The organism is Paenibacillus sp. JZ16 (assembly GCF_015326965.1).
GTDB lineage: Bacteria > Bacillota > Bacilli > Paenibacillales > Paenibacillaceae > Paenibacillus_AQ.
Genome location: NZ_CP017659.1, coordinates 5,068,718 through 5,081,712, shown reverse-complemented (window position 1 = coordinate 5,081,712; position 12,995 = coordinate 5,068,718). Strand labels below are relative to the sequence as shown.

The 12,995-nt window shown below is 49.6% G+C and carries 12 protein-coding genes; 10 read left to right on the top strand and 2 right to left on the bottom strand.

Translation table 11 applies throughout. From position 1 onward, the window contains the following. Nucleotides 1-56: 56 nt before the first annotated feature. Nucleotides 57-389 carry a hypothetical protein gene (locus BJP58_RS22880; RefSeq protein WP_194540699.1) on the top strand — a complete coding sequence of 111 codons (333 nt, stop codon included), beginning with the start codon at nucleotides 57-59 and terminating at the stop codon, nucleotides 387-389. Between the two features lie 433 nt (nucleotides 390-822). Here the strand turns inward: BJP58_RS22880 and nfsA are convergent, their stop codons facing one another. Continuing rightward, nucleotides 823-1,563 (bottom strand): oxygen-insensitive NADPH nitroreductase, encoded by a 741-nt coding sequence (gene nfsA, locus BJP58_RS22875; protein WP_194540698.1) that lies wholly within the window; start codon nucleotides 1,561-1,563, stop codon nucleotides 823-825. Between the two features lie 184 nt (nucleotides 1,564-1,747). After that, on the bottom strand, nucleotides 1,748-1,951 hold the full coding sequence (locus BJP58_RS22870; RefSeq protein ID WP_071222204.1) for a cation transporter: 204 nt from the start codon (nucleotides 1,949-1,951) through the stop codon (nucleotides 1,748-1,750). A 299-nt stretch (nucleotides 1,952-2,250) separates the two neighbouring features. Here BJP58_RS22870 and BJP58_RS22865 point away from each other — a divergent pair, with 299 nt between their 5' ends. The 9 genes from BJP58_RS22865 (at nucleotide 2,251) to BJP58_RS22825 (ending at nucleotide 12,756) form a co-directional block, all read left to right on the top strand. Beyond that, nucleotides 2,251-2,871 carry a DUF5317 domain-containing protein gene (locus BJP58_RS22865; protein WP_194540697.1) on the top strand — a complete coding sequence of 207 codons (621 nt, stop codon included), beginning with the start codon at nucleotides 2,251-2,253 and terminating at the stop codon, nucleotides 2,869-2,871. A gap of 263 nt (nucleotides 2,872-3,134) precedes the next feature. Continuing rightward, nucleotides 3,135-4,991: a bifunctional diguanylate cyclase/phosphohydrolase gene (locus BJP58_RS22860; RefSeq protein WP_194540696.1), complete on the top strand. Its 1,857-nt coding sequence runs from the start codon at nucleotides 3,135-3,137 to the stop codon at nucleotides 4,989-4,991. Nucleotides 4,992-5,089: 98 nt separating this feature from the next. Continuing rightward, nucleotides 5,090-5,320 carry a hypothetical protein gene (locus BJP58_RS22855; protein WP_194540695.1) on the top strand — a complete coding sequence of 77 codons (231 nt, stop codon included), beginning with the start codon at nucleotides 5,090-5,092 and terminating at the stop codon, nucleotides 5,318-5,320. A gap of 150 nt (nucleotides 5,321-5,470) precedes the next feature. Beyond that, nucleotides 5,471-6,598, top strand: a complete 1,128-nt coding sequence (locus BJP58_RS22850) for an ArnT family glycosyltransferase (RefSeq protein WP_194540694.1) — start codon at nucleotides 5,471-5,473, stop codon at nucleotides 6,596-6,598. 170 nt (nucleotides 6,599-6,768) lie between these two features. After that, nucleotides 6,769-7,395, top strand: coding sequence for a hypothetical protein (locus BJP58_RS22845; protein ID WP_194540693.1), 627 nt, complete (start codon nucleotides 6,769-6,771; stop codon nucleotides 7,393-7,395). Nucleotides 7,396-7,600: 205 nt separating this feature from the next. After that, entirely contained in the window at nucleotides 7,601-8,101 is a 501-nt protein-coding gene (locus BJP58_RS22840; RefSeq protein ID WP_194540692.1) for a sigma-70 family RNA polymerase sigma factor, read from the top strand. Beyond that, nucleotides 8,098-9,348: an anti-sigma factor gene (locus BJP58_RS22835; RefSeq protein ID WP_194540691.1), complete on the top strand. Its 1,251-nt coding sequence runs from the start codon at nucleotides 8,098-8,100 to the stop codon at nucleotides 9,346-9,348. Before BJP58_RS22840 ends, BJP58_RS22835 begins: the two co-directional genes overlap by 4 nt. Before the next feature lie 330 nt (nucleotides 9,349-9,678). Further along, on the top strand, nucleotides 9,679-10,122 hold the full coding sequence (locus BJP58_RS22830; RefSeq protein ID WP_194540690.1) for a hypothetical protein: 444 nt from the start codon (nucleotides 9,679-9,681) through the stop codon (nucleotides 10,120-10,122). A gap of 171 nt (nucleotides 10,123-10,293) precedes the next feature. After that, a complete protein-coding gene (locus tag BJP58_RS22825) occupies nucleotides 10,294-12,756 on the top strand; it encodes a UvrD-helicase domain-containing protein (protein WP_194540689.1) in 2,463 nt (820 codons plus the stop codon). Nucleotides 12,757-12,995 lie beyond the last annotated feature (239 nt).

Here is a 12,995-nt window from a genome sequence, read left to right as displayed (position 1 = left end):
AGTCATCCAAGCATGCTCCGAACCACGCATCGTGCGCACAGGGAGCAGTGCGCACGATGTATAAAATAGTTGCACATTTTTGCGGACTCAGCGGACCTTATTTTGACCAAAAGCACCATTTCTCGAATGGTGGCGGACAAGAGGTCCGTTATTCACCGAATAAGGCTCTCATGTTTCGGATTATACGCTACTTAACGGAACGTGTGTCCGATAGATCCTGCAAAAACGAGCCCATAGCGCAAATAACGGATCTGAGGTCCGATACTGCTATCGCCGTACTGCAACTCGTTCCGACTTGCGGCTTGGAAGCTACGGTAACTTGCGGTGCACTGCTCGCCTCCTACGCCACCAATCCCACATCAGCCAGGTTTGGGTTCGAGGCCGGCTGATGTGGGGTTGGGTTCATGGCGGGGCTTGGTTCCGAGGCCGGCTGGCGTGGATGTGGTCCGATACTGCTACTCCCGGGCCGTAACTCATTCCGGCTTGCGGCTTGGAAGCTACGGTTAAACTTGCGGTGCACTGCTCGCCTCCTACGCCACCAATCCCACATCAGCCAGGCTTGGGTTCGTGGCTGGCTGATGTGGGATGGGGTCCGAGGCGGGGCTTGGTTCCGACGCCGGCTGGCGTGGGATGGGGTCCGAGGTCGGGCTTGTTTCCGAACTAGGCTTGGGTTCATGCCAGGCCTAGTTTCGGGGCCGGCCTAGTTTCGAGGCCGAGCTTAGTTCCTAGAGCCGCGTCCTCCAGGCATGCCCCACGAGAGCAGCCGTACCAGTCCTCTCTATTGATTTACGAGAGCGCTGTACCCGCTTTCTCTATTCATGTCTAACGCCCCATGAACCCCTTCCCCTTCAGGAAGTCCTTCATGTGCAGCCTTACCGGCTCTGCCAGGCGTTTAGCCATAAGCGCCGACCACGGTGTGTTGTTTTTGCCATGGGTACGCAGGGACAAGTATTCGGAAGAGGTTCGATCGTAGTTCTTCACTTCTTCTACAGCCGCACGATTGTAGCTGTCGCGGTGCAGAACAGCCTCCATCGGAAGCCGAGGACGAAGCCCCGGCTCCTGATCCGGGTAACCCAGGCACATGCCAAATACCGGATAGACCAGCTCCGGCAGTTCCAAAGCCTCGGAGAACTCAGCAATGGAGTTGCGGACCCCACCTATATACACGATGCCAAGACCAAGCGATTCCGCGGCGATCGCGGCATTTTGCGCAGCCAAAGCGGCATCCACCGTCGCCACGATGAAATTCTCGGTCGAATCTTCATACGTCTCTTGATCAACCACGTGCGCCTCTGCGCTTTTTTTCAAACGATACAGATCCGCGCACCACACCAGAAATACCGGGCATTCCACAATATACGACTGATTTCCCGCTAAAGCGGCCAACCGCTGCTTCTTCTCTTGAGAGGTAACGGCAATTACGCTGTATGCCTGGACGTTGCTTGAGGTTGATGCCATCTGACCTGCTGCCACAACGGTCCTAAGCTGCTCCTCTGACACGGGTCGATCCGAATATTTACGAATCGATCGATGGTTCATCAGAAGCGATATGGTATCATTCATCGGGGTATCCACTCCTTAGGCTGAAAGCATTGTTCCATCTATTATGAAACTTCGGCTTGGGCAGTGCAAGTTCACGCGATAGGTGACACCGCGCAAAAAAGCCGGCTTGCTGTCGATCGCCTTCAGCAGCCGGCTCCTATTTTAGCCAAAGCTCATGGCCTTGGATTATTCCAGGGAATGTTCGTTAGGACACGATATCGTAGCCTTGCTCTTCAATCGCTTCTTTTAATGCTTCAAGGCTGACCTTGTTTTCGTCGTATTCGATAGCCACTGTATTGGATGCAAGATCGACTTTACCGGAAGCTCCCGCATTCTTCAGTGCGCCTTCCACCGAGTTCACGCAATGGTTGCAGGACATGCCTTCCACTGTCAATGTCACTTGTTTCATGCTGTCGTCCTCCTATCATATAATGTTGTACCATTCAACCTTACTATACCCCCCATAAGTATGTAAAGCTCAAGAATTTGCTTCTTTCTGCAACAGAAACACGAAAAAAGTAGGAAGATTTATCCTTTTAATCTGTTATAATGTACATAATTCATTAGATTCATACAGGAAGGGACAAGCTTTTTATCATACTTCCTAAGTTTTTTTATAAAATTTGATTTTTGTTGAAGGAATTACCAATTTGCTGTCGAACTATCTTAATAACAGAGATAATGAACTATGAAAGTAGGAATTCTATCATGGTATTTGACGGCATTATACTCGGGTTAATTGTCGGGCTGATACGTGGCGGACTCCGTCATGGACTGCAGCAATTCAGTAAGATTCGTCTGAAGGGCGGCTTAATCTTCCCCATACTCCTGATTGTGCAGCTGCTCATATTCCGCTTTCAAGTGAACTCTGATTGGTTGGCAGCCGCAAGCGGCTACGTCTTTATGTTCATCTACGTTGCCGGCATGATCTTTCTCTGGATGAACCGGGATCAGAAAGGTTTTGGCAGCATCTTGGCAGGTGTCTTTCTGAATTTCCTTGTCATGGCAGTGAACGGTGGCAGAATGCCCGTTTCCATGGGTGCAGCTTCCGTGCTGGATCCTGTTTATATGGACATGCTAGTGGATGCCACAGCTACTACCAAGCACTATCTGATGGACGCCTCTACCCGCCTGCCGTTCCTGGGAGACATTATACCATTATCCCCGCCGTACCCAAGAACACAGGTTATCAGTATCGGAGATATTATCATGAACTTCGGCATATTTCTCTACATTCTAAATCTCATGACCGTGGGGAAGAATACCGCCAACGTGCAAACATTAGGAACCAAATCCGATACCAATGAACGTGTGGAACCGCAAAATTAATCATACATCATGCCACCTGGAAAGGAGGGAGAACTGTGAAGAAAACTGATAAAATCAAGTATTCCCGCATCGTATTGAATGCGATCATCGTTGCTTCTGTTGTTGTCGCTCTGACTTCCGGTTACAGATTCGGATAATAGACTTCCATAAAAACAGGCTGGTAAATTCAGCCTGTTTTTTTATATCTTTTTCGTTGTTTTGCATCGCAATATACCTTAAAATGTGGAGAATACACCATTGATTTTATTGAGGAGAAATCATTTATGTCCATATTAAAGCGTCCTAGATTCTCTCGAGACTTAGCGGGACAGCTGTATTTTGTTTTTCTTTCTCTTCTGGGCTGTTCAACCTTCCTGTTGGTGCAACAAGGGGAGATTTTCCATTATACTCCTTCACAGTGGGTATGGGTCTATGCGATGTTAGGCGCCGCCCTCATCTTAAATTACTTCACCTTCCAGCTGCCGCCAGAGGGTAATTTACAGTCTATGGATTCCTCTGTTTACCTGGCGTGTATCTTTATATATGGAGCACCGTTTGCGCTGTCTGTCATCCTGTTTGTCTCCCTTACCATGGCGCTGTACGACAGAAAAATCCCCTTCTGGAAGCATTTTGTTAATTTCTCTGTGTATACCGTGATGATTGTCGGGTCCTCCTTCATTTTCAAAATGGCAGGCGGACAAGCTGGCCCTATTCACAATGATCAATTTGGTGCGTATCTTGCAGCGTTGGTTGTTTATTTTGTTATCAACGTATTCCTTGTCGGTTTCTACTATTACCTTCTATACAAAGGATCGTTATATGATATTTTGAAAACCTTCATAAAAGATACACTGCTTGTATACCTTAGTACGCTCATTCTTTCGCTGGTTCTCTCCATACTCATCGTACATAACGGCGTGTTCGGACTAACCTTGTTTATAGGACTCAGCGTGATGCTGTCCTATTCTTTCAAACAGCTCTTCACAATGTATAAACAGGTACAGGAAAAAGCAATCAAGGATCAACGGACGAGCCTGTATAATCACAGTTATTTCGAAAGTTTACTGGAGGACGAGATCAAGAAAGCCAAGGCCAATGAGACGCCATTGTCGCTGGCCATGATCGATATCGATGATTTCAAGAAATACAACGATCAATTCGGTCACCTGAAAGGGGACATGCTGCTCGGATTTCTCGGCAATTACCTCAAGGTGGAATCCGAAACGGCTGAAGTGGTGGCCTCTCGTTTCGGCGGTGAGGAATTCACGATTCTAATGCCGGGTTACGATGATAACAAAGCACGTTCCTTCATTAACAGGCTCCGCAAAAAATTGAACGATACCTATTTTGACGGCGTTGAGATATTCCCATCCGGGTGCCTCTCCTTCTCTGCCGGCGTTGCGTCCTATCGGATTGACATCCATGACAAGTCACAGCTCGTCGAGCTTGCCGATCAGGCGCTGTACTATGCCAAGAAGCAGGGCAAGAATAATGTGCACGTATACGGGAGCGGCGCCGAAAAAGAATCCGAGATCGACTTCGCGGAGGACGTCCGCGATATTGAGCAGCAGCTGAAGCTGTTCTTGTATAAAGATGTGGATACGTTCAAACACTCCAAACGGGTATTCCGCTATGCCATGGACATCAGCGAAGTGCTCGGGCTTGATAGTGTGGAACGACGCAATTTCGTACTCGGTGCACTCATTCACGATATCGGCAAGCTTGAGATTCCTTGGGGGATCTTGAACAAACGGGACAAGCTCACGGCCGGTGAATGGGAAACCGTCAAACGGCATGTCAGCTGGGGTAAACGCATCGCGGAAACGAACGAGAAGTTCAAGGAACTGGTTCCTTATATTGAATTACACCATGAAAGATACGATGGCGGGGGATATCCGCACGGCTTCAAGGGCAGCCAAATCCCCAAACTGTGCCGGATGCTGACCATTATCGATTCCTTTGACGCGATGACAACGGAACGACCTTACCAAAAAACGAAAACCTTCGAGGAGGGAATTGAGGAATTGCTCCGCTGCTCAGGCACGCAATTCGATCCGGAGCTTGTTGAGCTGTTTATTCGTTATTTAAGACTCAAAGCAGAAGCGCAGCAGCAGCCTGCAGCCGGTTCGGAGACATCTTAAAGAGACCGATGCCCCTCCTATTATTACCTCTACATGTTTGATACTTCCCCAAATAAGGTATAAAGGTAGTATCACAACGATAAATGAGGTGAGAAACGGTGACTGACAAGAAAAAGGATCTCCCGCTTCACAACGGTCCCGGCAACATGGATCACCCTGAACAATACCCGACGGAACAAGAAAGCCTGTTCGATCAACATGAGAGCGAACAGCATGTGGACCCGATTCCGATGGAAGACGCCAGACTGGAGCGCCAGGAAGAGAAGCAGCGGGACGGGACGTCAAAGAAGCGTTCATCCAGTAATGATAAGTATCACAGCGGCTTTTAAAAGAGGGACTGACCTTGTCACTGCAGCGTAACTTGCACTTATGGGCTCCGTTTTGGCGGAGCCTTTTTATTTCACCGTTTTTTCTTTAATATAGAAGAGGATGAATGCGGATTTAAACCTAGAGATTATATAAAGAGTGGAGTGGACCCTTTGTTTTCCATATGGACGTTAAACCGTGTGCAGCGAAGGATGCTGCTGATACTGATTGCAGCGGTTCTGGTTATGTCATGTCTGCTGGTTCTTACCGGTCTTCATGAACGTTCCCCGAGCATAAGCAGCGTGATCGAAGAACGATATATCCAAAGTGCGGCCATGATCAGCCACCCCGGTGGAGACCTGGAAGACCATGCTTCCAGCGTCATGCCCGGTGTGCCGCTTATGATTGCCGGACTTACCGCCTTATTCGGAAGCATGGATGCCGCCCTGATTGCCTACCAGCTCCTTCAATGCGTCTTCCATGCATTTTCCGTATACTTGGTTTTCGTACTGTCCCGCTACATGTTTAATACGCGAATCGCTTTTCTGTCATGCATGATCTACGCTCTGTTCTGGCCGGCCTACGGTGCAGTCCGGCTAATCCTGCCGGATACGACCATGCAAACCTTAATGCTTCTTCTGGTCTGCGCCGTCATCGGAGCGCTTGAATTGAAGCAGGCTGGCTGGTACGCAGCTGCCGGCGCGCTTACAGCGCTTATGGCTTGTTACAACCTTCAAGCGCTGCTGTATCCGGTATTGTTCATTGCCTTTTGGATCAAGTACCGCAGTCCGATCAAAATCGTAACCGGCGGGCTCCTTCTTATTAGCGCAGGTTATTTGCTCATCTTATCTCCATGGTGGCTGAACATCCCGCTTTTCAATCGTTTGATGTATATGTCCGGTCCGTGGAACCTTGCCTCGCTGTGGCTGGAATCGAGATACATCGAAGGCAACCCTTTGGTTCATCTCTTCCGGAGCATATATGCCGGCCGCACCTCCAAATATGCGGCAGCGATCGGAAACGAGGAGGCCAGAAAGGTTGTGCAATCCGCATTGGACGCCGTCCGTCTCCTCATGCTGTTTGCCGGGACTGCCGGCGTCATCTGGTCGGTTTGGAAATACCATCTGAAACGGCAGCTCCCGGTGCTTCTGACGCTGCTGTATTTTATTGCCGCCGAATGGTTGGTTCCGAGCCTGGACGGCACCGGATTTCCCTATGCGGTCTTCCTGCTGCTCTACGCGGCATTTCTCGCGGACAAAGCGATTATCTATGCCCATAAGACCCGCCTGCTTCGTAAGTAAGTTTCAACGCGAAGCCTGTCATTCCATCATCATGTAACTTTTGCGCCTGAAAGCACTTTATCTTGTGCCTTCAGGCGTTTTTTTCACGTTGTTATAGAACCTTTCAGGCTGATGAAACGTCTATATTATATCTTCGTTTTCATATATCCCTGTCAAGAGAGGTGTCAGGTATGAAAATAAACCGTAAATTTATCGCCATTCTCAGTATCGCTGTGGCCAGCGTTCTGACGGTAAGCATCATACTCTTCTTCACGGATGCTTCGAATCGCTCGGGCCAGCATCATCGCATGAACGACAACATGAACGGACAGGCGCTGGTTCAAGTCGGCTCCACCTTCATCACGCATACCCATCTAACTGCCTATAAGAACAACCTCGCGCATAGCACCGCGCCCCTCCCTGATGACGCTACGCTCCTTAAAGAAATGGCAACGAAGGAATTGATGCTTCAATTGGCCAACGAACAAGGCGTTGCGGCGAGTCTGGAGGATGGTATTCAAAGGGCCAAGGAGCTTCGGAAGACGCTCGAAACCCAGCCGCGTCAGGTGCAAGAACAGCACTTGCGCATACTGGATACGATGGGCATCAGCGAAGATCAATACTGGGAAGACTACTCCCCGCCGGAATATCGGGATATGCTATCGATCGAGCGATTAGTGAATAAACTGACGACGGATACCAAGTCTACCCAGCCTGACGTCATAACCAGCACGCAGCAGCTGAAGGATAAACTGCTAAACACCGCATTGGATGAACAGCGAATTATCGTGTTGGATCCGGACATTCAATTGAGGTAACGCTGCATGGTATATAAAGAGGTGCGACAGCCAGCAATACAACTCTCTTACAGTTCCTACATCACCTTATATACGTTTGAAGCCCGCTCATCTGGCGGGCTTTTGCTTTTTGCGACTAAGGGGTTACATCGCAGCTTCATTACTTTATTGCCGAAAGTGTAACTTTTTGCCCTGGTTAAACGTGTGTTTACTTAGAGGGGAGGACATGAAACTGAACAGTCTTGAATCGGTTTATCAATATTACGTAAAGGACGTTTATCGTTACTTGTACTCCCTCTCTTATGATCACCATACGGCGGAAGACCTGGTACAGGAAACCTTCTATCGCGCTTACCTGTTCCTTGAGGATTGGAAGGAAGAACGAATCAAGCCATGGTTATTTCGAGTCGCCCATAACGCTTATGTGGATTATCAGCGGAAGGCCAGCCGCAGCATCGTGAGGGATTCTGTTTTTTTCGATCAACTAATCGACCGCCATACCCCGGAGGACATCCTGCTCCAGCAAGAAGCCCAAAGAGAAATTGGGCAAATGTTAACCGATATTCCGGAAAAGCAGCGGCAAGCGATGCTTCTGGTGGACTTTCATCAATTCACATACCAGGAGGCGGCGGATATTATGGGCATCACCTTATCCCATATCAAAATCACGTTATTTCGGGCCAGGCAGCGGCTGCGGGAAATGAAACGAAAGGATGGAATGTTATGAGCGAAGAATTTAAACAGCGGCTGAAGGATTATGCAGATGGCAATTTGAGTGACGAGGAAAAAATCGAAATTGAGCGGGAAATGGAGAAGCTGGAGGAATACCAGACTTACTTGAACGAGATGATGGATAACACAAGCTCTAATTCTAATAGCGCTATGCATATGCGAGCTGACGATCAGACCGGCCTCTCGCCCAAGAAAGAAAAGCGAATCGTTCGCAGGGGCAAATGGAAAGCCCGAATCTCGAATGCGCTGACAGTAATATCGGCAATTCTGGCTATAACGGTCCTTAGCTCAATTGGTACAGCGTTATTCTACGGTGTCGGCGACCCGAGCCGAAACGATAAATACCAGGATGCCATCGCCTCCGCTATCTCGATCTCCCAACCTAACATCGAGGTTCCACTAAGCAGTCAGGGCAAAGTCTTCTTTATGCAGGAGGTGTACGGGGATATAGACAAGAAAGTGGGGAAAGAACGCGTGACCGTCGGCGAATATACCGTGAACTTCCTGTTCGGGCTGCCGTCCGTCAACATGGATTGGAACGAACGCAGTAGTCCATCACGGGTTTTCTACCGACCGGACAGCCCAGCGAAGGCGTCTTCAGTCGACCAAGACGGAGCTCCCCAGGAACAGTCAAAAGAACAGAACACCAGACCCTCCTCCACCAAGAGCGGTGACTGGTCCAGGCTTTCAAAGCTCCCCGAGGGTACCGTGGCCGAGGCTTATGTATCGTTTAACCGCTTCTTCTCGACCGACGAGCTGCTGAAGCAGTTCGAGAACCGGAACATGGAGCCTGTCTGGTTTGCCGTGGATACCGGGCCGAATGACCGATTCGGCGATCATGATGGAGTCATCACCGATCCTGTCGGCTTCCCATCTTATCCCGTCTGGCATCATGACGATTTGACGGTAACCTCTTATCAGGAAGAAAAACGCGGCTGGTTCGGCAAAATCGTGTCCAGCGGCGGACATTACCCTTCTATAGACACCTACGGGGACGGGGAACTGCGGAATGAACACTTCATCAAGTCGCTGCGGCTTCTGCAGGAGTACGAGCTCATTGCGAATCGGGTGGCTCCGTTCGTAGACGTGGACGCTTCCTTAGCTTATGTGGAACAAAACGGCGTTCGTCTCTATGGCGCTGTCATAACCGGGCCCGTCAAGGAACTGCTGACCCTGCGCGAGGTATCCTGGGTGCATAACCTGCGGGTCGGGGAAGTGCGGTTGTGGAATTGGACCGAGTGATGATCTTTTAGCGAATTTCGTCTGCTTCTAAATGCGTGCTGACATTGAATAAAGGTGCCCAGCCAGCCAGCCAGCCAGCCAAGCCTGCCCCGGTTTACACACCGTGCCACATGGAGCATTACGCACGATGTACAATATCACATAGGGGTAACAAATCTCCCGGACTTCCTACATTCGAGTCCGGGATTTTGTTATTCATATAAATGATTTAGGTCATGAATGATCCGCGTTGTGCTGCCAGATGCTTTCCAGATATATTTAGTGAGACGGTCTCTATACGAATAAAGGATCTCGAGATTAATAAGGATTTAGAATTGAAAGGAGAATGCTATGTTCATAAATCGTATCTATCAATCAAGAGAAAGCCTTATTCGAAAATTCAAAGTTATAGATGCTGGTGCCGAAGCCAGCTTTAATTTGAACAACAAGGTTTTATATATAACTATAAAATCGCATACAAATGATGAACTATTGCTACATTTCAGAGATTTTAAAAGAAACGAGGATGCCCCACCGATTTCTTTAGCGAGCGAATCCTTTTATTTGATTTTGGATAAGGTTAGAACATCAAGCAATGGAGAGAAGTATATGCAACCTATTTTAGATTTATTGGATTCTATTCTTGCGCTTATCATTTTTATTCCAGAGATTAGATACAACGAGATAGACCAAAACACGTTAAATATAATTACCAAGGTGTTTCTTCCGGAACTAACTTATGAAATCGATGGAATAGAATATAGGCTACTACATTCAGCAAGCAACTTAGTGTAACTGTTATATGGTCAATCCAAAACTATACTATTAAATGAAATGGGGTAACGTGATCAGTCTATCAAGCACCCGCCTCACGTCTCTCATCCATATCCTGCGCTTTGCCAGACTTCCGAGAATCCGGTAAACTGGTAGGACGATAATCGAAATACGAAATGATTGGTGAAATTCATGACATCCATACCCTTCTATAAACGCCCGTACGGCGGTGAGCGTCAGGATATTCCGTTTGCCAAGCTGGCTTCCTTCGAGAACAGCCAGGACCTGATCCGCGATGACGCCCCGGATGCGGCTTTTTTTCGCGGCTTGGAATCACAAGGGCTGCTGCTGAACCGCGCCCAAATCCAAGCTGTACGACATACGCAAGGACCGCTGCTTACGCTTGCAGGCGCCGGCTCCGGGAAGACCTCCGTGCTGGTCAGCCGGACAGGCTACCTCATAGCGGCCAAGAAGATCGATCCGTCTTCCATCCTGCTTGTCACCTTCTCATCCAAAGCGGCAGCCGAGATGAAGGAACGCATCATGGCGCTTCCCGGGTTACGGGCTAGCGAAACCGCCAAAGTAACGGCAAGAACCTTCCATTCCTTCTTCCTATACTTGTTGCGAACCCGCGGCTACAGGCAGGAAATCCTGAGCAACTCCAGGCATCAGCAATTTATTATGAAGCGCATCCTGCGAGAAATGGGCTTGCAGGACAGCTACGAAGCCGAGACACTGCTATCCCTCTGGTCTGCCCATCGAATGAGTATGACCGGTCTTGACGAGCTGCCTGTCAAAACACCTGCGGAAGTCGAGCAAAGGCAAATTTTCGCCCGTTATGAGGCGTGGAAGGAAGAACACGGCCAGATGGATTTCGATGATATTCTGGTTTTGTCCTACCGTCTGCTGTCGCAGGATCCCGGATTGCTGGCTTCCCTTCAAAGGCGGTACCGTTATGTGATGGTCGACGAGTTTCAAGATACCGGGCTGCTGCCCTATGAGCTGCTGAAGAAGATGGTCGCCCCGCATCGCAACCTGATGGTTGTCGGTGACGATGATCAGACCATATACGGCTTCAATGGCGCGCGTAACGAATTCATTCTGGAATTCGACCAGACGTTTCCCGGGGCCAAGGTGGTGACGCTGGATATCAACTATCGATCCCTCTCGTCGATCGTCGGGCTGGGAAATGAAATTATCCGTGTCAATGAACGCCGCCGTCCCAAGCAGCTGCGCTCTACCCGCAAGAGCAGCAGCGTACCGCTGTATCTTCGTCCAGGTGATCCCGACCAAGAAGCGGAGCTACTGCTGACCCATATTACCGAACAGGTCCGGGAGCACGGAAAACAGTACCGCGATCATGCGATTCTATACCGAACCGCAAACAACAGCCGGGCGATTTTCGAACAGCTCGTGATGAGGGAAATTCCGTTCATTCATTACGAGAACGGGGATCTGTTCTACGAGCAGTGGATTGTCAAACCGCTCATGGACCATCTGCGGCTGTCGCTGGACCGGCGCAATTTCACGGCGATGGAGGGCATGCTTCATACGCTGTACATGAACCGGGACAAAGGGATGGCGTTCATCCGGCAGCAGGATGCTCCGCGTCCCAAGAAGGGGCCTCTATCGCATCTTCTATCCTTTCCCGGCCTGAAGGACTTCCAGATCGAGAATATTAGAGATCGCACTAAGCTCATAAAGGGATTAAAGGCGATGGAGCCCCTTCAAGCCGTACAGGAAATGAGGCGGCAATTCTACGACAAGTTTCTGGAGGCAGACGAACGTCAGGAGATCACCCTCCATAAGGAATTCATACAGGAAGGCCTGGATGAATTGGAGGCCTCGGCGAAGCGTTTTGGCGATATCGCTGAGTTCGTTGAATTTGTCGATCGGCTGATCGTCATTCATAAGGAAATGGCGGCCATGAAACGGGACGAGCAGGCCGATGCCGTCCGCTTAATGACGATCCATAAATCCAAAGGGCTGGAGTTTCCCTCGGTATGCCTGATCGGGGCGAGCGAGGGCATTCTCCCGCATACGTCCGCTTTAGACGCCGAGCGCAGGGACGATCAGCGTCCGCTGTCGGACAAGGAGGATAAGGCGCTGGATGCACTGGAAGAGGAGCGCAGATTAGCTTATGTCGCTATCACCAGGGCACGGGATGAATTGATTGTCAGTTCGCCTGGCTTTTACCGGGGACGTAAAGCGGAGGTTTCCCGCTTCTTCCGCGATGTGTTCGTCACGGACGAGCAGAGCAAACAAGGCAACCGTATACCAAACAAGGTCGGCGGGTCAACGCCCCGTACATCCTTTACGGCTAAACGCACGATCCGCATAGAGACCTCAACCTCAACCAAGCGCTCTTCCCTGCCCTCTTCTGCTGGGCGGACAACGGTGAGCACAACCAGTCAGAGGAGCCAACGTATCGGTTCAGATTCGGGCTCCGCTCCGAGCCCACAGCATCAGGCTGCATCCGCCGGGACAGAGATCGTCGACGTGTGGTTATGCACCAGCGCCAATTGCAAAGGCTGGCAGCGGGTCAACGCAAGAATCCCTGCAGGCACACGGAATCGGGAGAGCAAGGCCTGTCCTCTATGCCAGTCGCCCATGAAACAGGGGCGCAAAGAGGTTCCGGTGCACATTAGGCGTTAAGGAGCTAGTTACTGGAATTACCGCAAACAATGACATCATTCATTCATATGCTTATAAGACGCTATCCAATATACAAAAAGGACTGACCCCTATCGTTCTTCAGCGAACGTATCAGGTCGGTCCTTTTCTCTCCATTGTTTTAATTTCCCGATTTTACATATAAATATGGAAGCGTATACAGAATGCGTTACAATGGACTTAAGAAATCATCTTATCTCATGCTTTGATACATACCGAGG

Bases quoted from the DNA above. Each gene is read 5' to 3' on its own strand.
- BJP58_RS22835 (WP_194540691.1), top strand. From the start codon at position 8,098: ATGAGCGAAGAATTTAAACAGCGGCTGAAGGATTATGCAGATGGCAAT.
- BJP58_RS22825 (WP_194540689.1), top strand. From the start codon at position 10,294: ATGACATCCATACCCTTCTATAAACGCCCGTACGGCGGTGAGCGTCAG.
- nfsA (WP_194540698.1), bottom strand. From the start codon at position 1,563: ATGAATGATACCATATCGCTTCTGATGAACCATCGATCGATTCGTAAA.
- BJP58_RS22870 (WP_071222204.1), bottom strand. From the start codon at position 1,951: ATGAAACAAGTGACATTGACAGTGGAAGGCATGTCCTGCAACCATTGC.
- BJP58_RS22845 (WP_194540693.1), top strand. From the start codon at position 6,769: ATGAAAATAAACCGTAAATTTATCGCCATTCTCAGTATCGCTGTGGCC.
- BJP58_RS22840 (WP_194540692.1), top strand. From the start codon at position 7,601: ATGAAACTGAACAGTCTTGAATCGGTTTATCAATATTACGTAAAGGAC.
- BJP58_RS22830 (WP_194540690.1), top strand. From the start codon at position 9,679: ATGTTCATAAATCGTATCTATCAATCAAGAGAAAGCCTTATTCGAAAA.
- BJP58_RS22860 (WP_194540696.1), top strand. From the start codon at position 3,135: ATGTCCATATTAAAGCGTCCTAGATTCTCTCGAGACTTAGCGGGACAG.
- BJP58_RS22880 (WP_194540699.1), top strand. From the start codon at position 57: ATGTATAAAATAGTTGCACATTTTTGCGGACTCAGCGGACCTTATTTT.
- BJP58_RS22865 (WP_194540697.1), top strand. From the start codon at position 2,251: ATGGTATTTGACGGCATTATACTCGGGTTAATTGTCGGGCTGATACGT.